Here is a 24091-nt window from a genome sequence, read left to right on the forward strand (position 1 = left end):
CAATTTAGGTTGCAAATCGCTACCTAATGCGGTAGGCGGGGTTCGAGGAGAGGCTCGATGGATCCTGCATTGTTGTCCCTGATCGCTGCGAGCGTGAGTTTCGTGGGCGCACACATCGTCATGTCGCATCCGCTGCGCGCGGGCATGATCGGCGTGCTGGGCAATGGCGGTTTCCAGACCGTCTACAGCCTGATCGTCGCGGCGACGATGGCGTGGATGTACTTCGCCTTCAAGGCGATCGAGACTCCGAGCGTGCTGTGGCAGAGCGGCTATACCGGACCGGCCTGGATCGCCGGATCGATTATCAGCCTGTTTTCGATGGTGCTCCTCGTCGGGTCGATGACCCCGAAAAATCCGGCTCTCGCCACGCCCGGCGCAAGCGAAGCGGCAAAGGCCGCGCCACACGGGGTCTTTACCGTCACCCGCCATCCGATGATGTGGGGCTTCGCGCTATGGGGTGCGTCGCATATCATCGCCGCCCCCACCGCACGCACCGTGGTCGTGGCGCTGGCCATCATTGTCATGGCGCTGGTCGGCTCGCACTTGCAGGACCGCAAGAAGGAGCGGCTGATGGGCGAGGCCTGGACCGAGTGGGAAAGCCGGACCAGCTACTGGCCGCGCTTGGGCGGCTTCGCAAAGATCGGCCCCGTCACATGGCTGATCGCCTTCGCCCTGTGGCTCGGCATCAGCTGGCTTCATCTGCCGCTCGGCAATGTCGCCGCCGGGCCGTGGCGCTGGATCGGCTAGGCTAGCGCGCTTCCCACGGGGCGGCCGTCCGCCCTTCGGGGAACAGGTGCTTCTCGCTCCATTCCGCCATGGCGGCGTAGACCGGTACGAGGTCACGACCCGCCGACGTGAGGCGATAGGCGGCGCGCCTGGCGGCAGGCGGATCGCGTTCGAGCACCCCGGCATCGACCAGCATGCCTAGCCGCGAGGTCAGCGCCGCGCGGCTGATCGGCAGGCGCTGGATGAAATCTTCGAACCTCTCGGCACCCAGAAAAGCCTCGCGCATGACCAGAAGCGCCCAGCGATCGCCGAGCACGCGCGAGGCGCGCCCGATCGGGCATGGCGAGCGAGAGGGTTCGTAGGTCTTCATCGCAGACCTCCTATCGCGCTTGCCAATCTTGTGTGCAAGTGGCATTAGTCTGTTTTCCAGACTTAGGAGGTCGACCATGGGCAGCGCCCCCACCGCCAAATCCCACCCCCGCTTCGAAAGCCCCGAGCAGTCGATCGCCTATATGAAGCGGGTAGCGGTTGCGAAGTCGGGCTTCTCCCGCTGGCTCGGCGTGGAGCCGGTCAAAGTGTGGCAGGGCGAGAGTGAATTGACGCTCGCCATGCGTGACGATCTGACCCAGCACCACGGTTTCGCGCACGGGGCGATCGTCGGACTGATGGCGGACAATGCCTGCGCCTGGGCAGCGGCGAGTGCGGCAGGCGATGTCGTGACCGGCAGCTACACGATCAATTTTCTCGCCCCCGCCGTGGGCGACCGGCTGCGCGCCAAGGGCACGGTGATGAAGGCGGGCCGCAAGCAGGTGATCGTGCGCGCCGATGTGTGGAGCGAGGGCGACGATGCCGAGCCCAAACTGGTGGCGGTCGCTCAAGCCACGGTCATTCCGACGGGGTCGCCGGGGCAGTAGGTTGCAAAACCTCGGCTTCCAGCCAGCGCACCCGCGCCGCGTCCGTTTCCGGGCGAAAATTGAGATCGTGCCCGAGGCCATCGAAGATCTGCAAGTCTGCATCCGGCGCAAGCCGCGCCAGGGCCCGCCCGTGCGTCGCGGGGATAAGCGTATCGGCGCTGCCGGCCTGTATCAGGATTGGCATGTCGAGCGAACCGATCTTGGCGGAATTGTCGTAGCGGTCGCGCAGCAAGAGCGGCATCGGCAGGATCGGCATCTTCGACGCGGCAATCTCGGGCAAGCTGGTGAAGGGTGAGATAAGGATCAGCGCGAGCGGATCGACCTCCGACGCCATCTGCATTGCCGGCCCGGTACCGATCGAATTGCCGATGACGACGAGATTTTCGGGCGCGACGCCTTTGTCAGCCAGCCAGGCGAGCGCCGCACGCCCGTCAGTGTAGAGGCCCTTTTCGTGCGGCGTGCCCTCATTGTCCTCGTAACCTCGATAGGCCGGCAACAGGACGCTGAACCCGGCCGCGACCAAGGCGCGGGTCGCCTGCGTACTGCCCGCCAAGGTGCCGCCATTGCCATGGAAATACAGCACCACCGGCTTGCCAGGCTCACCCTCACGCCAGAAAACGCGCAGCTCCAAACCGTCAGCGGTCGGCAACGCGACGACTTCATAGCTTTCTTCGGGCACAGACTGGCCACGCAGGGCGGGATAGATGAGCTGTCCCTGCGCTGCCCAGGCCGCCAGAGCGATGGCGAGATAAATCCCCGCCACGATGGCCAGCACCGTCAGCAGGGTTCGCAACTCCGCGAGGGTCAGGCCCGCGCCTCTTCGACGCCGGCGCTGTTTTGGCGCAGCGCCTTGAGCACGGTGTCGACGATGTGCGGCGCAGTGAGGCCGGCCTCGTCATATTGCTTTTCGGGCGCGTCCTGCTCGATGAAGGCGTCGGGCAGGCGCATGGTGCGGATCTTGAGGCCCGCATCGGTCAACCCTTCGTCCGAGGCATAAGTCAGCACATGCGCGCCGAGGCCGCCGATGCTGGCTTCCTCGATCGTGACCACGACCTCGTGGTTCTTCATCAGCTGTGCGATCAACTCGGTATCGAGCGGCTTGGCGAAACGCATGTCGGCGATGGTGGTGCTGAGGCCCTTGGCTTCCAGCTCGTCCGCCGCCCTTTTCGCTTCTTCGAGCCGCGTGCCGAGGCTCAGCAGCGCAACCTTGCTGCCATGTTTGACGATCCGGCCCTTGCCGATTTCAAGCTTCTCGGGCGTTTCGGGCAGGTCGATGCCGATACCGCCACCGCGCGGATAGCGGAAGGCGATAGGGCCGGAGTCATGTTCTGCCGCCGTGTAGGTCATATGGACCAGCTCGGCCTCGTCCGCCGCCGCCATGACGACGAAATTGGGCAAGGTGGCGAGATAGGTGACGTCGAAGCTGCCCGCATGGGTGCTGCCATCGGCGCCCACCAGTCCGGCCCTGTCGATGGCGAAACGCACCGGCAGGTTCTGGATCGCGACGTCATGCACGACCTGGTCGTAGGCGCGCTGCAGGAAGGTCGAATAGATCGCCGCGAAGGGCCGCATGCCCTGCGCCGCGAGGCCTGCTGCAAAGGTGACGCCATGCTGCTCGGCAATGCCGACATCGAAGGCCCTGTCCGGATGCGCCTTGGCGAATTTGTCCACGCCGGTGCCGCTCGGCATGGCGGCGGTGATGGCGCAGATGCGCGGGTCGCTGTCGGCCAGCTTGGCCAGCGTTTCGCCGAACACGTTCTGGTAGGCAGGCGGGCCGCCGGTCGATTTCTTCTGCTCGCCGGTGACGACATCGAACTTGGCAACGCCGTGGTATTTGTCGGCGCTGTTTTCGGCCGGTGCATAGCCCTTGCCCTTGACCGTGCGGACATGGATGAGAAACGGCCCTTCCTCGGCATCGCGGACATTCTCCAGCACCGGGATCAGGTGGTCGAGATTGTGCCCGTCGATCGGGCCGACATAGTAGAAGCCCAGTTCCTCGAACAGCGTCCCGCCGGTGACCAAGCCCTTGGTATATTCCTCGGCCTTGCCGAGCGACGTGTGAACGCGGCGGCTGACCTTCGCGGTCATGCGCGAGGCCAGGCTGCGCAGGCCGAGATACTCGCTCGAGCTCATCAGCCGCGCGAGATAGCCCGACAGGCCGCCCACCGGCGGCGCGATCGACATGTCGTTATCGTTGAGGATCACGATCAGCCGATTGCCGGCCTGTTCGGCATTGTTCATCGCCTCGTAGGCCATGCCCGCGCTCATCGCGCCGTCGCCGATTACCGCGATAGCCTTGCCCGGTTCGCCCTTCAGCTTGTTGGCGACTGCGAAGCCGAGCCCGGCCGATATCGAGGTCGAGCTGTGCGCCGCGCCGAACGGATCGTATTCGCTCTCGCTGCGCTTGGTGAAGCCGGAAAGGCCGCCGCCCTGACGCAGCGTGCGGATGCGGTCGCGCCGCCCCGTCAGTATCTTGTGCGGATAGCACTGGTGCCCGACATCCCAGATCAGCCGGTCCTCAGGCGTGTTGAAGACATAGTGGATCGCCGCAGTCAGTTCGACCACCCCGAGCCCCGACCCCAAATGCCCGCCCGTGACGCCGACGGCGCTGATCATCTCGGCGCGAAGTTCGTCGCTCAGCTGGCGGAGTTGGCCGGGCTCAAGCTTCCGCAAGTCCTCGGGATAGGACACCGTGTCGAGAAGGGGGGTATCGGGTCGTGCACTCATGCCTTGGCGGTTACACCGACAATGTGTGCTTGTCGATGAACCAGTTCAGCTGGCTTTCGCCTGCCGGTCAGGCGCAGTCGCTGCACAATCCGCGTAGTTCGACCACCGGTTTGACGTCGGAATAGCCTGCCGAACGGCCTGCTGCGCGCAGGGCGCCGGTGACGGCATCGTCATCGATATGGCTGGCCTTGCCGCAGTCGTCGCAGATCAGGAAGATGCAATCATGACGGCACCCCGGATGGGTGTTGACGAGGAAGGCGTTGGCGCTCTCGATCCGGTTGGCGAGGTTGTTGCGCACGAACAGGTCGAGGATGCGATAGACGCTGTTGGCCGCAACCCGGCTGCCGCGGCGGGCCGAGAGATTGTCGGCGATGTCGTAGGCGCTGGCGGGTGCGGTATGGCTGGCCAGCTCGTCGAACACTTCGGCACGCATGCCGGTCCAGCGTTCGCCCTTGCTTTCCAGCGCGTCACGGGCGGCGTCGACCAGCGCGTCGCCCGCATGTTCCCTATGTGCGTGTGCCGTCATGGCGAACGATATAGCGAGGCGCGGACCGCCTTTCCAGTCAGTCGCGCCCCTGCGCTATCCGCGCTTGAAACTGGCGCGGAAATGCTCCGGATAGAATTGCTTGAGCGCGCGGACCTTGGGCGCATCCCAGCGGCGGATATAGCCGTGGTTGGGGTTCTTCGCCATGAAGTCCTGATGATAGGTCTCGGCCGGGTAGAAGGCCTTGTAACTTTCGATTTTGGTCATGATCGGCTTCGACCAGACGTCCGAACGCTCCATCTGCCGGAGGTAGGCAGCCGCGACCTTGCGCTGTTGCGCGTTCACCGGGATCAGCGCGGCGCGATAATGCGCGCCGACATCCGGACCCTGACGATTCCTGAGCGTCGGATCGGCGCCGACCGAGAAGAAAATCCGCACCAGCTCGTCATAGCTGACGACGCGCGGATCGTAGACGACCTTCACGCTTTCGGCATGGTCGGTGACGCCCGACGTGACGATCGAGTATTTCGCCGACCGCGCAGTGCCGCCGTGATAGCCCGAGATGGCGCTTTCTACGCCCTTCACATGGCTGAAGATGGCTTCGATTCCCCAGAAGCATCCACCGGCAAAGATCGCAGTCTGGGTGCTGCCTTTCTCGGCGGCGGTCACCTTGGGTGCCGGCGCGCGGACATGGTTTTCTTTTGCCAGGGCGACCTGCCCGCAGCCTGCAAGCGCCAGGCCGACAGCGGCGAAAAGCGGAAATCCGCGCTTCATCGGATGCTCGCCGCGAAAGCTTGCGGAATAGCCGTCAACTGGTCGGGCGACATCTGGACGAGGATCGCAACCGCGCCGACGGCGAAACCGATAGCGAAATTGCGGGTGAGGTCGGAGGATAAAAAGCGCATAGGGGATCTGCCGTTCATGTTTCTATTCGCCAACCTGAATACACGGTGCCCGCTTGCGAGCGCATGAATGTATCGGTCAGCAACAGGTTATACGTGGGGGCAGGCCGATCGGTTACAATCGGTACGAAAGTCGCGGTTGGCAGGGGTGGCGCAAAACCGACCGAGGTCCCCGCCTTCGCGGAAGATACGACAGCAACGGCTGCGTGATTAATGTCTGAAATGCCGCATTCCGGTGAAAACCATCGCCAGCCCCGCCTTGTTGGCCGCCTCGATCACTTCGTCATCGCGGATCGAGCCGCCCGGTTGGATCACCGCGGTCGCCCCGGCTTCGGCGGCTGCCAGCAGCCCGTCGGCGAAGGGAAAAAACGCATCCGACGCGACGGCGCTGCCGACGGTGCGCGGCTGCGGCCAATCGTATTTCTCCGCCGCTTCGGCAGCTTTCATTGCCGCGATGCGCGATGAATCGCGCCGATTCATCTGGCCCGCACCGATGCCCGCAGTCGCGCCGTCCTTGGCATAGACGATGGCGTTGGATTTGACGTGACGCGCGACGGTCCACGCGAACAGGCAGTCCTTGAGTTCCTGCTCGGAAGGCTCGCGTTCGGTCACGACCTTGAGCGCATCAACGGTCAGCGCACCGTTGTCGCGCGACTGCACCAGCAATCCGCCTGTGATCGGCTTCACCGCCAGCCCGCCGCGGCGCGGGTCGGGCAGGTCGCCGGTCAGGAGGAGCCGCAGGTTCTTCTTCTTGGCAAAGGCTTCACGCGCCGCCTCGTCGGCATCGGGCGCGACCACGACTTCGGTGAAGATCTTGGCGATAGCTTCCGCCGTCGGCCCGTCGAGCGTCCGGTTGACCGCGACGATCCCGCCGAAAGCCGACACGCTGTCGCAGGCGAGCGCTTGTTCCCACGCCTCCAGCAGCGAGCCCGCCTGCGCCACGCCGCACGGATTGGCATGCTTGACGATGACAACCGCCGGATCGCCTTCCTTGAACTCGGCGCACAGCTCCAGCGCGGCGTCGGCGTCGTTGTAATTGTTGTAGCTGAGTTCCTTGCCCTGCACCTGTTTCGCCTGCGCTATCCCCTGCGTATGCGGGCCGACAGGCGTATAAAGCGCCGCCATCTGGTGCGGGTTCTCGCCATAGCGCAGGGGCGTCGGTGCCTTGCCGTTGATCGCCAGCATGTCGGGGAACAACTGTCCCTGGTCGGCAAAAGCAAACCACTGGCTGATCATCGAATCGTAGCTGGCGGTCGCGGCAAAGGCCTTGGCTGCCATCGCCTTGCGAAAATCGAGCGACGTCGCCCCGCCATCTTTCATCTCGCCCAGCAGGGTTTCGTAGTCCGCGGGATCGGTGACGATGGTGACATAGGCGTGGTTCTTGGCCGAGCTGCGGACCATGCTCGGCCCGCCGATGTCGATATTCTCGATAATCTCGTCACGCTCGGCGCCGCGCATCACGGTTGCTTCGAACGGGTAGAGATTGACGACGACTAGGTCGATCGCGCCAATATCGTGCTCTTCCATCGCCGCCGCATGCTCGGCATTGTCGCGTACCGCCAGCAAACCGCCATGGACCTTCGGATGAAGCGTCTTGACGCGGCCATCCATCATTTCCGGGAAGCCGGTGAGGTCGGAGATGTCTTTCACTTGCAGCCCGGCCTCGCGCAGCGCCTTCGCCGTGCCGCCGGTCGAGACCAGTTCGACACCATGGTCGGCCAGCGCCTGCCCCAGTTCCACCAAGCCGGTCTTGTCGGACACCGAAAGCAGCGCCCGCTTGATGACGACATCAGTCACGTAATTACCCCATCTGTTTGAGCAGCCAGGAGAACGAGCCCCCGCTGCGGCTGGTCATACCCTGGACCACCAATTGCTCGATCGGCTGCGGGCGGCCATTGCCATCGACCCACAGGCTTTCCTCGATCCTTACTTCGCCCGCAAAATCGCCCGCGACGCGGAATTGCCAATGGCTGCCGTCGGGAAGGGCGAGCCCTGCACCTTTCTTGTCTTCTGCCAGCCGCATTTCGATCCCGCGCCCGATATGGAAACGGATGGCGAAGCCGATCTTTCCGGTCTTGCCGCGCTTGCCCGCAGGCATCAGCACGTCTTCGCCGAGCAGCTCCGTGCCATCGTCGCGCAGCACCAGGATGCGCCGGTGCGTCAGCCCGAAGCGCTGGGCATAGCCATCATGGCTCGCTTCGAGCCGGGTGGCGCTGCCCCGCCCGGTGCCGATGGCGCGGCGATCGACTTCGACTTCGTTGACGCCTGCGCCAAGCTTACCCTTGATCAACACGGCGGTGGAATTGGCATCGTCGAGCACCAGCGTCGAATGCGCCGCGGTCGCGCGCAGACCCTGCTCGATCCGGTGCGGCACCTGCCCGCCAGCGAAGGCTGCGCCCCCGCAATTGGTAATTATCCGCTGGCCATCGACCGACAGCTCGAAGGCCAGCGTGGAGGCGCAGCCCGCGCGCGCATGGCGCGGGAGTGGCGGAGGGGCGGCATCGAATTGCAGCACTGTCTTGCCGCCGGTCGCGCGCTGGTAGCCCCATTGCCGCACATCCTTGAGCGGGCGCGTACGCACGCCGCTGGCGCGGATCAGGCCGGCGACCTTCTCGGTCGAAACCGCACCTGCGCCCTGCCAATTGCCCAGGCCGCCATCGCCATGCATCAACGAGAGAAGCGGCGGCACCAGCAGATTCATCATCGCCACCAGCGCGTCGGGCGGATCGAGCTTCACCGCCTTGTAACAGGCGGCGAGTTCGACCAGCAGGTCGAGCGCGTCCATTTGCGCAACGGGGCTGCGCGACAGCACGCCGCCATCCTCCGCCACCAGTTCGCCTAGCGCGCGGGCCAGCCCGGCCTCGGCATAAAGGCGGCGGGGCTTGCCATCGGGCAACAGCAGTCCGGCGGCGACAAGTGCCGTCCAGCCAGAGACTTCGCCGATCCGGTCCTCCGCCTTGCCGACATTGCGGTCGAGCCAGCGCGCGGTGTCCTCGATCGCTGCCAAGGTGCGCCCGCGCAACGGCTCGTTACTCATCACCAGCGGCGCATGGACGAGCCAGGATAGCAAGCGATGCCCGACCTGCTCGACATTCCACGCCGCCGCCTTGCCCGGCTTGGGATTGGCGTCGAGCCACGCCTTGTGAATACGCTCGGCCACGGCAACGCCCTGGTCGCGGGTGCAACACCCGGCCAGATCCCGCAGCCAAGCATAGCCGTGCACGACCCGTTCGAAAGGAGGCGTCAGCTTGGCGCTGACAGATGCGAAATCCATCTGGCCGATGGGCGCCTTTATCCCGTGGACGAGGAAATGCCCGGCGCGCAGAGCGACACCCGCCATGCGCTCTCCGGCGAGCGGCGTGTCGACCGTCGCCAGCAGGCGCATGCTCGTCGGCTTGGCGAAGGGAGAGGTCAGCGTCTTGCCGGGCACGCCGATGCGATAGGCCATCCGCATCAGCCGCTCGCCTGCGCTCAGGCTGGGGGCGGCGAGGTCGAGCGGAACCAGAGAGCGCGATGGCTCCAGCACGCGCTCGGCAACGCGATGCTCGTGCGGGGATGCCAGCGCCTGATCTTCGGCACCGTCCGACAAGGGGATGGCGAGCTGCTCTTCAACCGCTTCGCTATTGACGCTCTCGGGCGCGCCCTTGGTGGCCGCGTCCATCATGCCTCCAGCCCCTTCAGCGCGCGGATATTGGCGGCATAGCGCTCCTCCCCGCCCTTGAAGGTGGCCGAACCGGCTACCAGAACATCGGCCCCAGCATCGACGCACTGGCGCGCCGTGTCCGGATTGACCCCACCATCGACCTCAAGGTGAATATCGCGCCCTGTGGCGTCGATGCGCTTGCGGATCTTCTCGATCTTGCCGAGCTGGCTGTCGATAAAGCTTTGCCCGCCGAAACCCGGATTGACGCTCATCACCAGCACAAGGTCGGCCAGGTCCATCAGGTTATCGAGCACTTCGACCGGCGTGCCGGGATTGAGCACCACGCCCGCCTTCTTGTCCAGCGCGCGGATCGCCTGCAGCGTGCGATGGATATGCGGGCCCGCTTCGGGATGGACGGTAATGATATCCGCCCCCGCCTCGGCGAAGGCTTCGAGATAGGGATCGATCGGCGCAATCATCAGGTGCACGTCGAAAGGCTTGTCGGTGTGCGGCCTGAGCGCCTTAACAACCGCCGGGCCGATGGTAATATTGGGCACATAATGCCCGTCCATCACGTCGACATGGATCCAGTCCGCCCCCGCAGCGTCGATGCTGCGCACTTCTTCCCCCAGCCGTGCAAAGTCGGCCGACAGGATGGAAGGAGAAATCAGCGGTGGTACCATGGCAGGTGCAATCTCGCGCTGGGCGGTTCGCCGGGATTGCATTCCCCCTTAGCGCGCCGGGACTCGGCTGGGCAGACGGGGAGCAACCCTTATCCACACTGGCTTGGCGGGCCGCTCGCCACGGCTTTCAAAGTGGGAAGGGTCGCGATAAGCCAGATTCATGAGCGCGATCGAAAAATGCACGTCGGCCTTCATAGAAACCGATGTCGACGACGAAGTCGTGATCGTCGGCTTGGACGACGGCAAGTTCTTTTCGCTCAAGGGGACCGGCCAGACCATCTGGAAGTTAATCGACGGCAAACGCGACCGCGCCGCCATTCTAGACCGGCTTGAAGATGAATTCGACGCACCGCGCGAAACACTTGCCCGCGACCTCGATGTCTTCCTCGGCGAGATTGCATCTGCCGGATTTATCCAACAATTCACCGCGTAGGGGGTTCTGCTTAAGGGATTTTCCTAGGTTCACCGGGGATAAAGGCCTATTGTGCCATTGCGATGCTGCAAAGGCACAAATTAGCTGACGGTAAGGCAATCTTTCGGATGGACACGGTGAAGAAAATCGATCGCAAACGGAAATGGGACGCGCCGCGCCTCGTATGCTTCGGTGACGTATCCGAAATCGCCGGAGGCCCCGCGCCGACCAACCAGACAACCGGCAGCGGCGGCACGCAAGTCGGCAAACTGTCCTGACGCATTTGAGATTTATCGCTAGCTACCCGGCATGTTTGCCGTCGTATCCAGCCCTGGCGCCGTTCCGCACGATCTAGCGCAAGCACTTGACAGCTGGCTGGCAAGTTATGGCCTCGACCGTCAGGTCCACACACTCCCACATGCGGTAATTCTAGCGGCACCGTCCCGATGCGCCATCGGTGCCCGCACCGTCCTCGACGGCTGGATCGACAATTGCTCCGAACTCGGCACCGAATTGGGCGTCTCGTCCGAAAACCCGGCAGCGATCTACGATGCCGCGCTCGCGCGGTGGGGCGTGTATGCAGACCGGCATGTCGTCGGCCAGTACGTGGCCGCTACCGTGTTCGATAGCGGGGATATCCGCCTGTCGCGCTCGCCGCTGGCGGCGCCGCCGGTCCACTGGACTTGCCATGGCGGGTTGGTGATCGCCGGCACCCTGCCGACCCTGTTTCCCCGGCTGGGCATCGCGCTCGAACTGGACCTGGACCGTGTCGCAGACCTGCTCGCCATCGATCATGGCTGCGAACCGGGCGCGAGCCATTATCTGGGCATCGAGCGACTGCGGCAGGGTGCAATCGCAGAGGTGGGTCGGGACCGGACGCGCGTCGAGCACTGGTACGGCCCCGATTGCATCGCCGACATCGCCGTCAGCACCGATGCCGAGACGCTGGAGCAAACCGAAGCACTGCTGGGCGAGGCGTGCCGGGCGGCGCTTTCCCGCAGCAAGCGGCCCGTTACCAGCCTTTCCGGCGGCCTCGATTCCCCGCTCGTGGCCAGCGAATTGCTCGCGCAGATGCCGGACGAACAGCGCCTGCCCAGTATCACCTTCGTGCCCGGCCCCGACTGGCACGGGCGCGACCATGTCGGAAAGGTCGGCGACGAATGGCCCGCCGTGCAGCGCTTTGCCGCCATGCATCCGCGTCTCGACCCCCACCGCGCCGATGGCAGCATCGGCGAGTTCGATCACAAATTTCGCGAAATCGCCGCGCTTGCAGGCACTCTTAATCCTGGCCTTGCGCATTTCGGCCCGCACCACGGGGTCTGGCAGAAGGCGCGCGATCTGGGCTGCGACTGGCTGTTCGGGGCGGGCTTCGGCAACCAGACGATCAGCCGCGACGGCCGCTGGGCCTATGCGCAGTATTTGCGCGAACTGAAATGGGGAGAGATGATCCGCGCGTTGCGGGGCCGCACCTACGATCATCGCTCGCTGCCGCACAAATTGCTGGCGCTGTCGGTACTGCCCAACCTGCCGCAGAAGCTGCGCAGCGTTATCAAGGGCACATTGCGCCCCGAACGGCGCGACGGGTTGCAATGGGCTTCGCTTCTATCCCGCGAGGCGCGAGAGCGGTTTCGCAAGCGCGCCGAAAAGCGCCGGTCGCATCCCGAGTGGGAGGGGTTTTCCTATGCCGCCAGCCGCGAAGAGGCCCTGCGCCGCGACCTGCGCGCGCAGGATCACGAAGCGAACGAGATCACTGTCGCGCTCGAGTTGCATTACGGGCTGCGCTACCACGATATCACGACCTACCGGCCGCTCGCGGAATTCTGCTTCGGATTGCCGACGGAGCAGTTCATGCGGCAGGGCGAGCATCGCTCGCTGGCGCGGCGGCTCGCGAAAGGGCGCATGCCGGAGAGCCAGCGCACCAGTACGCTCTACGGCGCGCCGATGCCCGACTGGCATGCACGACTGAAGAACCGGCGCGAGGAACTGCTGCAGCAGGTCGATGCGCTTGGCCGAAGTGCCGCCGTGCGCAGCCTGCTCGACATCGACAGGATGCGCACGATGCTGGAGCAATTGCCGGACGAGCATCCGCAGGACCAGTTCGTCGACATGCCGTATATCCAGGGATTGCCGATGGCGCTGGTGACGGCACAGTTCATCGCGATGTCCGAAGGGCGCAACGACATCTGACGGATGGGACAAGCTGCGAAACCGCTGCTAGCGTAACCCGCGAATGAACCGGGAAATTCTGTCCATACTGCTGCAACTTGTGGATCGCCGACGCGTGGCGATCATCTGCGCGCTCGCCATGGTCGGCGCGCTTACCGAAGGGCTGGGCTTCATCCTGCTCGTCCCGTTGCTGGCCTTGCTGGTTGGGAGCGCAGATGATGCCGATGACAGTCTCCTGTCGCCGGTCACATCCTTTTTCGAAGAGCTGGGGTGGCAGCCGACCTTGGCGGGATTGCTGGCGATCTTCCTCGCGCTCGTCGCGGTGCGATCCTTGGCGGACTATATCCGCGTCGTGCTGTCGATGCGGCAGTCGATCGCCATCGTCGATGCCTTGCGCGCCCGTGCACTCGACGCCTTGCTCAATGCTGAATGGCGCTTCCTCTCGCGTATGCGACAAAGCGAGAACCGGGCCTTGCTGCTGGCGGAGATCGACCGGACGGCCACGGCCGTCGACCAGTTTGCAGCGCTGACCCGCATCGCCATCGGCCTCGGCGTCATTTTTCTCGCCGCGCTGGCGATCGCCCCGCCCGTCGCGCTCGGCGGCGTGATCCTCGGCGGCATCGTGTTCTATCTCTATCGCGGACTGCGCCGCCGCGCGCGCAAGACGGGCGAACAGCTGAGTGCGCACTGGCGCCGCGTCTATGGCCTGCTCGAGGAGAACCTCGACGCGCTGCGGTCCATCAAGAGCTTCGGCAAGGAGGATTACGCTAGCGACCGGATCCTGCGGGCCTTTGTCGCCTTGCGCGAGGTGCGGATGCGCTTCACCGCCGATAATGCTCTGGCCCGGGCGCTTTTGCAGACAGGCGCGGCGGTCATCGCCGCGCTGCTGATCTGGCTGGCGCTGGTTCCGTGGGGTCTCTCGCCGATCACGATTCTGCCCCTGGCGGCGCTGTCCGCCCGCGCGCTGCCGCAAGTGAGCGGGCTGCTCGAAACCTGGCACACATGGGCGCATTCGGCGCCAGCCGTACTGGCCGCAGACAGTCTGATCCGCGACGCCGAGGCGGCCAGCGAAACCGGCGCCGGCACGCCCCCGCTGTCCCCTCTTCTAACCAAAGCCCTGCAATTCCGCGATGTCTCGCTGTCGCATCGCAAGGGCATCGCCACACTGCAGGACATCGACCTCGATCTGCGCGCCGGGGAAATGGTGGCTCTGGTCGGTCCGTCGGGGGCCGGCAAAAGCACGCTGGCGGATATCGCCGGCGGGCTCATCGCCCCAGACTCTGGACAGGTTCTGGTCGACGATGTCAGGCTCGATGGCGACATGCGGCGGGCATGGCGCAGGCGGGTGGCCTATGTCGACCAGGCGCCATCGCTGTTCGACGGGACCGTGCGCGAAAACCTGCTATGGGCTTTGCCCGAAGCCGATGACGCCACCTTGCGCAATGTGCTGCAGCGCGCGGCGGCGAGTTTCGTTCTCGACCTGCCGGGCGGCATCGACTGCCCGCTCGGCGAGGGCGGTCGGCAGCTTTCGGGTGGGGAACGACAGCGAGTTGTCCTCGCCCGCGCGCTGTTGAAGAAACCGTCGCTGCTGATCCTCGACGAGGCCACCAGCGCGCTCGACAGCGTCTCCGAAGCTGCCGTCGCCGAGGCCATTTCCGACCTCGCGGGGCAGCAGACCATCCTGATCATCGGCCATCGCGGGGCGCTGACCGATCTCGCCCCGCGCACCGTCACGATCGACGCGGGCCGCATCGTCGCCGACAGCCGCGACCGGCAGGAATGACGCAGAGCTTGCAGCGAAATTCAGCCGCAATTCACCCACAGAACAGTAAAAGGCCGGAAATCCTGCGGGTTATCCCGTGCGAAATCGAACGAGGGCGACAGGCCTCAATCTGTCGAAAATAATCACATGAACAAGCAGATGACATTCGCCGCTGCCGCGGCATTGTGCGGACTGGCGGCGCTTGCGACGGCCGCACCCGCCGAGGCGCAATACCGCCAGAAGATCGGCAACGACATGGGAAAATGTCGCAGCGGTTCCGGCCCCGCCGTGCTGGTCAAGGTGGAAGGGGTGAAATCCTCGACCGGAACGGTGCGCGTGCAATCCTATCGCGGCACCAAGGCGGATTGGCTCGAAAAAGGGCGCTGGATCAACCGCATCGAGGCCCCGGCCCGTGCGGGGACCATGACCTTTTGCGTGCCGGTGCCCGAAACCGGCACCTATGGTATCGCCGTTCGCCACGACGCCAATGGCAATGGCGACACCGATATCTCCGCCGATGGCGGTGCGATGTCGAACAACCCCTCGATCAACATCTTCAACCTCGGCAAGCCGAGCTACAAGAAGACGGCAATCAGCATCGGCCCCGGCGTCAAGTCGATCAGCGTGCGGATGCGCTACTTCTGATCGGCGCGCGCGCCCGAACGACGGGCGCGCAGGACTTCGAACAGGGCACCGGGCGCAGCCAGTAGCGGATGCCTTTCCCGAAACGGCGTGACTTCAATCGGCACGCCGGTGTGCCGTTCCACCTTCCATGCAGCATAGGCCGCCGCGCCTTCGAATGTCGTCGCGGCCTTTGCCAGCCGGAGCAGGTTGAGCGGCTTGCCGAGCCGCCTGCGCGCCGTCCACCATCGCAGGATGCGCTTGCGCTCGGCCTTTTCCATGACGGGAAACAGCACCTCGCCCTGCGCTTCGAAGGCAACGCCTTCCGCCGCCAGCGCGAGCGGAAGCAGGCCGTCGAAATGGGCGGCATTGGCATCGAGGATCGAGTCCTCCCTGCCTGCTTTCTCGACCCGGAATTCGGCCTGGTAAGTCGCCCTGAAAAGTGCGCGCCAATAGTCCGCTTCGGTGCCCGATGGCGGGCCAAGCGCTACCGCGAGGCGCGCCGCCGTTCGCGCCGCTTGCGCGATAGCCTCCACCACGGCATCGACCAGCGGCTCCCCCGCCAGCCACACCAGCGCGCTCGGCTGTACGAAGCGCGCCCAGATCGTGGTGTCGCGACTGTCGCCGCGGCATGCCTGCGCGAATTGCTCGAGGCTCATGGTCGCGGCCTTGGCCCGCAACGTGCGTCCGGCAATCTCGCGCTCGTGATAGCTCACCCGCGGCCAGATCCGCTCCTGTTGCTTGCCCGGGAGCAGAAGGTAGAAGTCGAGCACGCCGTCGAGCGAACCGGTGCGCAGGTTCGAGCCGTAGAAGAGAGCCGCCATCGCACCTGCATCCTGCGCCAGCGCTTCGGCGAAATCCGCAGCCTCGCTCCGCACATCGCGTTGGAGCGCCTGTGCGACACGAAGGGCGAGCGGACCGGTCATGGCACCACGAAATTGAGCATCGGCCCCGGCGTGACACAATAACGCCCGGGCGCAAAAACCTCGCCGTCGAGAATGAACTTGTCGCCGAGATCGAGCTCGATGCGGTCGGTGCCGCGCCGGTGCAGCCCGGCTGCCTCCATCCACGGCGCGTGCTTACCGCGCAGGATCGACGGCATCCGCGCCACCAGCCGACGTTGCAAATGGTCGATAACCGCGAGCCGGATCGGCCCCGGACAATCGGCAAAGGGCCTCAGCCCGGCGGGAAACCTGGTCAGGGTCGACAGGAACAGCATGGCGCGGGTGCGCGGATCGCCGGTGCCGGTATAGTCCAGTTCCTCCATCGCCTCGCCGAGCAGAATCTTCGCTTCCGCGCCCCTGCGCCAGGGATTGCCGTCGCCGCCGAACAGCGCCTGCATCACGCCCCAGACCGCGGTGACACCGACCGCCAGGCTGTCGAATGCACCGAACCTGTGCGCATCCTGCCCGGAGTCGATCGCCGCCAGAAACACCCCTGCGCCAAGGATAAAGCCGAGGCGGGTGAGTTCCTTTTCGTCCATCGGCTCCAACTGGATCGGCTGGCGTGCGACGCGCGCTCCATCGCGGTGCGCGATGATCGCTTCCTCCAGCGACCATTGCTTGGGCATCCCGAGATCGATCGTCAGCGCGTTGGTCTTACCGCGCGGCAGAACGGCGATGTCGGGCCATGTATCGCCGAACACCATTGCGCCGCCGGTCAGGGCATCCCGGACCGTGCCGTCGCCGCCATTGATGACCAGCAATTCCACCCCGCTGTCGACGAAGCGCTGCATAGCGTCCTTCAGTTCGCGGCGGCGGCGCGGCTGTTCGACCCGGATCACGGGATAATCGGGCTCGACGATCCTGGCATCGCGGTTGCGGTGGCTGCGCGGGTTGTACAGAACGCCGGTGACCGGGAGGCCGGGCATGTCCGAGAGCTTGGCGGGCTGCTGTACAGTCATTGCGTGCTGCCATGCCGTCAAATCCGGCGCGGGACCACCCCTTCGTGCAACACTTGTGCAGATTGACGCGCGCCTTTGACTGGCGAGGCGCTTCGCCGCACATTCGGTGCACAATCGACGCTCCGCCACCCGATTCGGGTGTGACGGGGCCAATGGAGAGGACACATATGCCCGATTTTTCCGGTCCGGTTACGCTGGGCCATGCCTTGGCCGCACAAGCCGAGGAGCGACCCGCCGATGTTGCACTGCGCTTTGGCGACCGTGTCACCAGCTATGCGGAATACGATCGGCACGCGACGCAGATAGCCAACGGCCTTGCCGCGCTCGGCTTCGAGAAAGGCGACAGGATCGCCTATCTCGGCAAGAACAGCGACCATGCCGTCGAGCTGTTCCTCGGCACGGTGCGCGGCGGGTTCGTGTTCGTGCCGGTCATCTGGCGACTCGCCCCGGCCGAGATCGAATTCATCACCAGGGACGCCGGGGCGACCGTATTGTTCGTGGAGGAAGGCTTCGAAAGCGTTCCGTTCGAAGGCCGCAAGATCGTGATGGAGCGAGAGTTTGCGAATTGGCGCGACGCGCAGAGCGAAGACTTGGTCGACACCGACGTCGCGGTCGGCGATGCGATGTTGCAGCTCTATACGTCCGGCACCACCGGCCTGCCCAAGGGCGTCGTGCTGAGCCACGCCAATGCCACCTCGATGCGCCCGATCCTGCGCGCGTCGGGTCTCGATTGGGCGAGCGCCGATCCCGGCACGTCGATCATCCTCGCCATGCCTTATGGCCATATCGCGGGCGTCGGCCTGGCGGGCGGGGCCGTGCTTGCCGGCCAGCAGTTGATCATCCATGCCGAATTCGATCCGGCAGCAACGATCCGCGACATTCGCGACCACCGGGTCGAGTATATCTTCCTCGTCCCCGCAGCGATCCGCATCGTGTTGTCGCATCCCGACGCCGCGACCGCCGATTTCAGTTCGATCAAGGGCCTGAACTATGGCGCGAGCCCGATCCCGCTCGACCTGCTGAAGGAGGGCGTCGAGCGGCTCAAGTGCGACTTCGCGCAGATGTATGGCATGACGGAAACCTACGGCACAGTCGTCAGCCTGCCGCCGGAAGACCACAAGCCGGGCCGCGAAAAGGTCATGCGCAGTGCCGGCAAGGCGCTGCCCGGCAACGAGATCCGCATTCTCGACGAGAACCTGCAACCGCTGCCGCCGGGCGAGATCGGCGAAGTCGCGATCAAGAGCCCGTCCAACATGATCGGGTACTGGAACCGGCCGGAAGAGACCGCCAAGACCCTGATCGGCGATGGCTGGCTGCGCACCGGCGACGCCGGGATCCTCGACGAGGACGGCTATCTCTACATCCAGGACCGCATCAAGGACATGATCATCTCCGGCGGCGAGAACGTCTATCCCGCAGAAGTCGAAAGCGCGCTGTTCGGGCACGACGACGTCGCCGACGTTGCCGTCATCGGTGTGCCCGACGAGAAATGGGGCGAAGCGGTCAAGGCGATCGTCGTGGCCAGGCCCGGCTGCGAGCCGGATGCCGATGCGATCATTGCCCACGCCCGGGAGCGGATCGCGGCCTTCAAATGCCCCAAGAGCGTGGAGTTTGTCGAAGCGCTCCCGCGCAACCCCTCGGGCAAGATCCTGCGCCGCGAACTGCGCGCACGCTATTGGGAGGGGCAGGAACGCGGGGTGAACTAAGGCTGGTTCCGCGAAGTAATGGCGCACCCGACAGCATTGCGCTCCGCTTCGCTACGCGCGTCTCCGCCGCATTGCGGCTCCGACTCCGAACCGAGCCTCGAACCTTCATGATACGCCAAGGGGGCGGCCCTCCGTTAAGGACCGCCCCCTTGGCGCACCCGACAGGATTCGAACCTGTGACCTCTGCCTTCGGAGGGCAGCGCTCTATCCAGCTGAGCTACGGGTGCCTGAGCGAGCGCGCCGCTTAGCAAAGGCTATGCGGCCGCGCCACAGCAAAAAGGCTCCCGGTGCTTGTCAGGGCCGCATCGCGGTGGCTTAGCTGACCGGCGATGTCCGCCGACCTGCGCCTCTTCGACTTGCTCCAGCGCTCGGTTGTCGTGACCGGCACGCATTATGCGGCGACAACGGTCGTCGGCTCGCTGCTGGCGACGGCGCCGGAATTTCACATGCTGCACGAACCGCTCAACCCCGAGCCGACGCGCAGCTACGACTCGATCAGGCCGCCGCATTGGTACGAATATTACGACGAAGCGCGCGTCGACGAATTGCAGCGGGGCCTTGTGCGGATGTTCGGGCGGACGGCGAGCGTTTCCGAACTCGCCAAACGGACTGCCGGTGCGCGGTCGGGACAGGAGCTGATGCGCGCGCTGCGCTATGCCCAGCGGAAACGGCCCTTCGTCACGTCGCCGCGGCCTGCGGTGATAAAGGACCCTTTCATGGCCTTTTCCGCCGCGACGCTGCAGCAGAAAGCGGGGCTCAAGGTGGTGCTGTGCGTGCGGCACCCGGGAGCCTTTGCCGAGAGCTTCCTGCGCAAATCCGGGCAGTTCGACTTTCGCCACCTCGCCGGTCAGCCGGCCTTGCTGGAAAAGTTGCCGCGCGACGCCGCGGCCATAAAGGCATTTGCGGCCGATCCGCCTTCCCCCGAAGAGCAGGCTGCCCTGCTGTGGCGGGTCGTCTATGGCTTTGCCGCCAGCCATCTGCTGGCCGATCCGCGCACCTGCATGATCAGGCAGGAAGACCTTGCCGCCGCGCGCGAAGCCACGATCGACGGGCTGTTCGCGTTCGCAGGCGCGACCGCCGGGCGGGATACGGCGCGCTTCGTGGAGCGCAATTTCACAAGCGGTCCTGCAGATCACGAAGGGCGTTCCTACATCGCCCGCGACCCCGAGCAGGCCGCAGGCAAATGGCGCGAACGGCTCGGCCGTCAAGCCATCGAAACCGTCCGCGCACTTACGGGACCGCTTGCTCGCGATTTCGGCTACGTCGACGCCAGCTGGCCGCATTAGCGATTTGGCAAGCGCTGGCGCGCTATGGCCAATGAGCCATGAATGCCCAGCCCAACACATTGCGGGAATCCCGCTCGCTTCCCGAGAGCCGCAGCTCGGCGCAGTCGCTGAGCGTGCAATGGACGGCGCTGCAGGATGCCGCGTCGGCAGTGGCCGCGCTGGCCGGTCTCGCACCCGAGCGCGTTTCGCCCCAGATTCGCAATTTTCCAGCGCTGATCAAGGATATCGGCGGTTGGCGGTTCGAATTGGCTTGCGACCTGATCGGCGATCTGTCGGCGATCATGCGACCCGGACTGACGGCGCTGCTCGCGGTCAATGCCCGGGGGCAGGATGCCACCGCTGCGGCCCTGACGCTGTGGCGCGAATATCATCATGCGCGGGCGGCCGTGCTGGCACTGGTGCCGGAAGGTGGCCAGATGGGCCCGCGCCGCAGCGCGTGACGCGCGAACGCGCTTGACATGCGTTCGCCCTCTGTTCCAATCATGGGACATGCCAGACGCACCGGTTCTCGATTCAACTCACAACCTTGCGGATGCCGCCGCGGTCGCTCGCGGGATCATGCGGCTGTTCGCGCGCAACGACATCTGGTGCTTGCCCGAAATGCCCCTGCGCGGCGGGCGCCGGGCAGACCTGATGGGGGTGGATTCCAAAGGACGCGTTGTAATCGTGGAGATCAAGGTCGCCCGCGGCGATCTGCTGGGCGACAACAAATGGCCCGATTACCTCGATCATTGCGACCGGTTCTATTGGGGCGTCGCGCCGCATATCGATCGCGGCCCGCTCGAAGGCGATGGCTACCGACCCGATTGCTGCGGTATCATCGTGGCGGACGGATACGATGCGGAAATCCTCCGCCCGGCACCCTCGCACCCGCTGGCCGCCGCGCGCCGCAAGGTCGAGGTGGAGCGCATGGCCCGCATTGCTATGCGGCGCATGACCGTGGGGGCCGACCCGGATTGCGAGCCGTGGGGACAGCGCGAATAGGCCCTGTGCAACCTTTGCGGCTCGCGGCATAAGCACGGCCATGGGTTTCGCGATCGCCTTCTCGATACTGGCCATGATCGGCATCGTCGCTGCGCGCTATCTCGCGGCGAGCGGTATCTTCGCGTGGCTGACCGCCAAAGTGCGGCCAGGGTTCTATACCGGCCTCGACATGCAAATGCGCCGCGAGATCGGCTGGTCGCTGGCCGCGGCGACCATCTACGGTGTGCCTGCAGGCGTGGTGGCCTGGGGGTGGGACACCCTCGGCTGGACGCTGATCTACAGCGAGTGGAATGCCTATCCGTTATGGTACTTGCCGCTGTCGGTGCTGGTCTATCTGTTTGCCCACGACACCTGGTTTTACTGGACCCACCGCTGGATGCACCGGCCGCGCGCGTTCAGGCTCGCCCATGCCGTGCATCACGCCAGCCGCCCGCCGACAGCCTGGGCCGCGATGAGCTTTCACCCTGTCGAGGCCATCATTGGCGCGGTGATTATCCCGCTCCTCGTCTTCATAATCCCGATCCATGTCGCTATGCTGGCCGCAGTTTTAACGGTGATGACGGTCATGGGGGTCACCAATCACATGGGCTGGGAGATATTCCCGCGCAGGCTCGTTCATTCCCGCTTAGGGAACTGGCTGATAACCGCCAGTCATCACCAGCTTCATCACGAACGCTATTCCTGCAATTACGGACTCTATTTCAGGTTTTGGGATCGCCTATGCAGAACCGACAAGGGGTTGGCCGACGCCTACCGGCCTTAGCCATCGCCATGCTCTTGCCGTTGCTTGCGGCGAATGCGCCGGTCGCGCGGCATGATGTCACAGTAACCGTCACCGACCTGCGATCGGGCGACGGGAAGGTTCTGGCATGTCTGACCGCCAAGCCCAAGGCGTTCCCCGATTGCGACAGGGATCCGAAAGCCCATGCCGTGACCGTGGATGCCGCCGAAACCGTGAGTTTCACGTTCCGCGGCGTTGCTCCGGGCGATTATGCTATCTCGCTGCTGCATGACGAGAACGGCAACGGCAAGGCGGATCGCAGCCTGATGGTCCCCAAGGAAGGCTTCGGCTTCTCGCGCGATGCAAAGGTGCGTTTCGGCCCCCCGTCCTTCAGCTCCGCGGCATTCGAGGTCCGGGGCGGCGCAACGCACCAGACGATCCGCATGCGTTATCTGTTCCGCTGACCCCGCACGGCCCAAAGAAAGGTCCCGTTTTCGCTACACTTAACGGGATATTTACTACGCGTCGGCAGAACGCCCCTGATAGCCAGGTAAGGGGCAAATTACGTCATGGATACGCTGCGCGGACCCTTCGGATCGTTTGAAGACGACACCCGCGACGAGGATTACGGCCTCGAGGCCGACAGCGACGATATCGGTCGCGAAGCGCCGCCAAGCCCGGTCGGGCAGGACGAGCGCCGGATGCAGGTGCGCGCCTACAATCACTGGGCAAGCTTGCTGCAGGACCGCAATTTCCCCGCCATCGACGCTCTCGATGCCGGCAATCTGCCGGATTTCGGACCGCACAGCGTGCTGCTCGATTTCAGCAACGGCATCGACAATCCGGGCGTGCGGTATCTCGGCGATGCCATCGCGCTGGAATGCGGGACGGATCAATCGATCGCAACCCTGGACGACGTGCCGAGCCGATCGCTGCTCAGCCGCATTACCGATCACTACATGCAGATCCTCGCCAACCAGGCGCCGATCGGCTTCGAGGCGGAATTCGTCAATCAGCGTGGCGCGACGATCCTGTATCGCGGCATCCTGCTCCCCTTCTCCAGCGACGACGAAACCATCGATTTCATCTACGGCGTGATCAACTGGAAGGAAGTCGCCGACCAGCTGACCACCGACGAATTGTTGCTGGAAATCGGCCAGGCTCTCAACGAGGAAGACGACGACGAAGACAATTTGCGTTCGCCTGCGCGCAGCCACGATCCGGTGACCGACTGGGCCGACGGTCCGGCACTTGGTGGCGGTGAACCTGTCGACGAGGCCGCCGAGCTGTTCGGAGACGAAGAAGACGATGCGTCCGACGACGGCATCCTGTCGGAATTCGCCCTGCCCGACCTCGGCGATCTCGACGAAGAAGACACGATCGACCAGTCCGCTTACGCTTCGCTCGCTCCGGCAAGCGAGATCGAGGAAAGCGACGCCGAGCTTTCCGGCCTGTCCGGTCTTTCGGGCCTGCGCAACAAGCCGACCAAGAAACCGCTCGACCTCTCTGGCGCAGATATGCCCGCGCCGGTTGGTGAGGACGGCGGCGTGCCGGAAGAGGTTTCTTTCACGGACGAGGACGATTCCGCCGACGAAAGCGACCAGTTCGAAGCGCTGCTCGGCAGCGACGATATCGACGCACCGGAAGACGCGGATGACTGGTCGACGCCTATTGCCGACCAGATGCCGTCCGAAGATCCGCTGCCGGCACCGGCATTCGATCCCGAGCCGCGGGTGCCCGCCAACGACGCAAGCGTCGATCCCGTGCCGGAACCCGATATCGAACTGGACGACGGCGATTTCGAGGAAGATGAACTCGCCGCGCCCGGGACGGGTAGCGCCGAAGGGCTCTACGATACGCTCGCCGAAGCGCGCGAACTGGCGCAGGTCGCCCGCACCCGCGAAGACCGCAGCCGCGCCGCGCTTTATGAGGCGGTGTCTCGCGCCTACGACGTCAGCCTGGCTGCCGCCGAGTCGCCGGAGGACTTTGCGGAGCTCGTCAAAGAAAACGGCCTGACGACGCAGGATCGCGCGCCGATGACCCCGGTCGTCAAGCTCGTGTTCGGGGCCAATTACGACAAAACCCGCCTGACCGAATATGCCGCTGTGCTCGATCACGCCCACCGCCACACGATCGAACGCGGCGGGCTGTCGGATTTCCTCGCCGGGGCCGAAGGCGGCCTCAAGGGCATGGTCCAGGCCGAACGTCGCCTGCGCCGCGAAGAAGCGGGCAAGCCGGCGGAAGACAGTGACGCCGTGCGGCCCGCGCTGGCCAAGAAGCTGCGCGCGCTCGACACCTTTTCTCTCGACGCGCTCGACGACGATGGTCCCGAATTCGGGGTGGTGATGATCCGCCGTACCGAAAATGGCGACATCGTGCTGCTGGGTGAAGTGCGCGACGACGTCAAGCTGGTCGAAAAGGTCGCCCGCAAGCTCGTCGGCTGAACCGCCT

The 24091-nt window shown here is 64.9% G+C and carries 25 protein-coding genes and 1 tRNA gene; 14 read left to right on the forward strand and 12 right to left on the reverse strand.

The genetic code is table 11. The features are described 5' to 3' along the window. The first annotated feature begins 57 nt into the window (after positions 1–57). Positions 58–747, forward strand: a complete 690-nt coding sequence (locus EL2594_RS12295) for an NnrU family protein (protein WP_011415414.1) — start codon at positions 58–60, stop codon at positions 745–747. 1 nt (position 748) lies between these two features. On the opposite strand, the gene EL2594_RS12300 is transcribed toward EL2594_RS12295, so the two are convergent. After that, positions 749–1096 (reverse strand): winged helix-turn-helix transcriptional regulator, encoded by a 348-nt coding sequence (locus EL2594_RS12300; protein WP_011415415.1) that lies wholly within the window; start codon positions 1094–1096, stop codon positions 749–751. Between the two features lie 76 nt (positions 1097–1172). Here EL2594_RS12300 and EL2594_RS12305 point away from each other — a divergent pair, with 76 nt between their 5' ends. Then, positions 1173–1640, forward strand: coding sequence for a PaaI family thioesterase (locus EL2594_RS12305; RefSeq protein WP_011415416.1), 468 nt, complete (start codon positions 1173–1175; stop codon positions 1638–1640). Here EL2594_RS12305 and EL2594_RS12310 read toward each other — a convergent pair. From EL2594_RS12310 to rpe, 8 genes are all read right to left on the reverse strand, one after another. Next, on the reverse strand, positions 1612–2433 hold the full coding sequence (locus EL2594_RS12310) for an alpha/beta hydrolase (RefSeq protein ID WP_011415417.1): 822 nt from the start codon (positions 2431–2433) through the stop codon (positions 1612–1614). The two genes, EL2594_RS12305 and EL2594_RS12310, sit on opposite strands and share 29 nt — an antisense overlap. 11 nt (positions 2434–2444) lie before the next feature. Further along, on the reverse strand, positions 2445–4367 hold the full coding sequence (gene dxs / locus EL2594_RS12315) for a 1-deoxy-D-xylulose-5-phosphate synthase (RefSeq protein WP_011415418.1): 1923 nt from the start codon (positions 4365–4367) through the stop codon (positions 2445–2447). Positions 4368–4434: 67 nt separating this feature from the next. Then, positions 4435–4893: a Fur family transcriptional regulator gene (locus EL2594_RS12320; protein WP_011415419.1), complete on the reverse strand. Its 459-nt coding sequence runs from the start codon at positions 4891–4893 to the stop codon at positions 4435–4437. 54 nt (positions 4894–4947) lie between these two features. After that, complete coding sequence (gene msrA, locus EL2594_RS12325) at positions 4948–5625, reverse strand: peptide-methionine (S)-S-oxide reductase MsrA (RefSeq protein ID WP_011415420.1); 678 nt, start codon at positions 5623–5625, stop codon at positions 4948–4950. After that, positions 5622–5756: a hypothetical protein gene (locus EL2594_RS15765; protein WP_011415421.1), complete on the reverse strand. Its 135-nt coding sequence runs from the start codon at positions 5754–5756 to the stop codon at positions 5622–5624. Before EL2594_RS15765 ends, msrA begins: the two co-directional genes overlap by 4 nt. Before the next feature lie 207 nt (positions 5757–5963). After that, entirely contained in the window at positions 5964–7550 is a 1587-nt protein-coding gene (gene purH, locus EL2594_RS12330) for a bifunctional phosphoribosylaminoimidazolecarboxamide formyltransferase/IMP cyclohydrolase (protein WP_011415422.1), read from the reverse strand. Positions 7551–7554: 4 nt separating this feature from the next. Beyond that, positions 7555–9414, reverse strand: coding sequence for a heparinase II/III family protein (locus EL2594_RS12335; protein ID WP_011415423.1), 1860 nt, complete (start codon positions 9412–9414; stop codon positions 7555–7557). After that, positions 9414–10079 carry a ribulose-phosphate 3-epimerase gene (gene rpe, locus EL2594_RS12340; protein WP_011415424.1) on the reverse strand — a complete coding sequence of 222 codons (666 nt, stop codon included), beginning with the start codon at positions 10077–10079 and terminating at the stop codon, positions 9414–9416. The genes EL2594_RS12335 and rpe overlap by 1 nt, the downstream gene beginning before the upstream one ends. A 160-nt stretch (positions 10080–10239) precedes the next feature. Between rpe and EL2594_RS12345 the strand changes: the two genes are divergently transcribed. From EL2594_RS12345 to EL2594_RS12360, 5 genes are all read left to right on the forward strand, one after another. After that, complete coding sequence (locus tag EL2594_RS12345; protein WP_011415425.1) at positions 10240–10512, forward strand: PqqD family protein; 273 nt, start codon at positions 10240–10242, stop codon at positions 10510–10512. 116 nt (positions 10513–10628) lie between these two features. Further along, complete coding sequence (locus EL2594_RS15395; protein WP_155806058.1) at positions 10629–10769, forward strand: hypothetical protein; 141 nt, start codon at positions 10629–10631, stop codon at positions 10767–10769. A 31-nt stretch (positions 10770–10800) separates the two neighbouring features. Further along, a complete protein-coding gene (locus EL2594_RS12350; RefSeq protein WP_011415427.1) occupies positions 10801–12678 on the forward strand; it encodes an asparagine synthase-related protein in 1878 nt (625 codons plus the stop codon). A gap of 94 nt (positions 12679–12772) precedes the next feature. Beyond that, on the forward strand, positions 12773–14440 hold the full coding sequence (locus tag EL2594_RS12355) for an ABC transporter ATP-binding protein (protein ID WP_196793201.1): 1668 nt from the start codon (positions 12773–12775) through the stop codon (positions 14438–14440). Positions 14441–14578: 138 nt separating this feature from the next. Continuing rightward, entirely contained in the window at positions 14579–15064 is a 486-nt protein-coding gene (locus tag EL2594_RS12360) for a DUF2141 domain-containing protein (RefSeq protein WP_233994277.1), read from the forward strand. On the opposite strand, the gene EL2594_RS12365 is transcribed toward EL2594_RS12360, so the two are convergent. Both EL2594_RS12365 and EL2594_RS12370 read right to left on the reverse strand, forming a co-directional pair. Then, positions 15055–15966, reverse strand: a complete 912-nt coding sequence (locus EL2594_RS12365) for a hypothetical protein (protein ID WP_011415430.1) — start codon at positions 15964–15966, stop codon at positions 15055–15057. The genes EL2594_RS12360 and EL2594_RS12365 overlap by 10 nt on opposite strands. Further along, positions 15963–16943, reverse strand: coding sequence for a diacylglycerol/lipid kinase family protein (locus EL2594_RS12370; protein ID WP_011415431.1), 981 nt, complete (start codon positions 16941–16943; stop codon positions 15963–15965). Before EL2594_RS12370 ends, EL2594_RS12365 begins: the two co-directional genes overlap by 4 nt. Before the next feature lie 167 nt (positions 16944–17110). On the opposite strand from EL2594_RS12370, the gene EL2594_RS12375 reads away from it, so the two are divergent. Continuing rightward, the gene (locus EL2594_RS12375) at positions 17111–18649 is read left to right on the forward strand and encodes a fatty acid--CoA ligase (protein ID WP_011415432.1); all 1539 of its coding nucleotides are present in this window, start codon (positions 17111–17113) and stop codon (positions 18647–18649) included. Positions 18650–18799: 150 nt separating this feature from the next. Here the strand turns inward: EL2594_RS12375 and EL2594_RS12380 are convergent. Next, positions 18800–18876, reverse strand: a tRNA-Arg gene (locus EL2594_RS12380). Between the two features lie 102 nt (positions 18877–18978). On the opposite strand from EL2594_RS12380, the gene EL2594_RS12385 reads away from it, so the two are divergent. The 6 genes from EL2594_RS12385 to EL2594_RS15840 all read left to right on the forward strand — a co-directional run bounded on the left by EL2594_RS12385 (position 18979) and on the right by EL2594_RS15840 (position 24084). Then, entirely contained in the window at positions 18979–19935 is a 957-nt protein-coding gene (locus EL2594_RS12385) for a hypothetical protein (RefSeq protein ID WP_011415433.1), read from the forward strand. A gap of 38 nt (positions 19936–19973) precedes the next feature. Further along, entirely contained in the window at positions 19974–20375 is a 402-nt protein-coding gene (locus EL2594_RS12390) for a hypothetical protein (RefSeq protein WP_011415434.1), read from the forward strand. 49 nt (positions 20376–20424) lie between these two features. Beyond that, complete coding sequence (locus EL2594_RS12395) at positions 20425–20919, forward strand: MmcB family DNA repair protein (RefSeq protein ID WP_011415435.1); 495 nt, start codon at positions 20425–20427, stop codon at positions 20917–20919. A gap of 40 nt (positions 20920–20959) precedes the next feature. Then, positions 20960–21682, forward strand: a complete 723-nt coding sequence (locus EL2594_RS12400) for a sterol desaturase family protein (RefSeq protein WP_011415436.1) — start codon at positions 20960–20962, stop codon at positions 21680–21682. An 8-nt stretch (positions 21683–21690) separates the two neighbouring features. Continuing rightward, on the forward strand, positions 21691–22104 hold the full coding sequence (locus EL2594_RS12405; protein ID WP_011415437.1) for a DUF2141 domain-containing protein: 414 nt from the start codon (positions 21691–21693) through the stop codon (positions 22102–22104). A 105-nt stretch (positions 22105–22209) separates the two neighbouring features. Beyond that, on the forward strand, positions 22210–24084 hold the full coding sequence (locus tag EL2594_RS15840; protein WP_011415438.1) for a PAS domain-containing protein: 1875 nt from the start codon (positions 22210–22212) through the stop codon (positions 24082–24084). The last annotated feature ends 7 nt before the right edge of the window (positions 24085–24091 follow it).

Source organism: Erythrobacter litoralis HTCC2594 (assembly GCF_000013005.1).
In the GTDB taxonomy this organism is placed as follows: domain Bacteria; phylum Pseudomonadota; class Alphaproteobacteria; order Sphingomonadales; family Sphingomonadaceae; genus Parerythrobacter; species Parerythrobacter litoralis_A.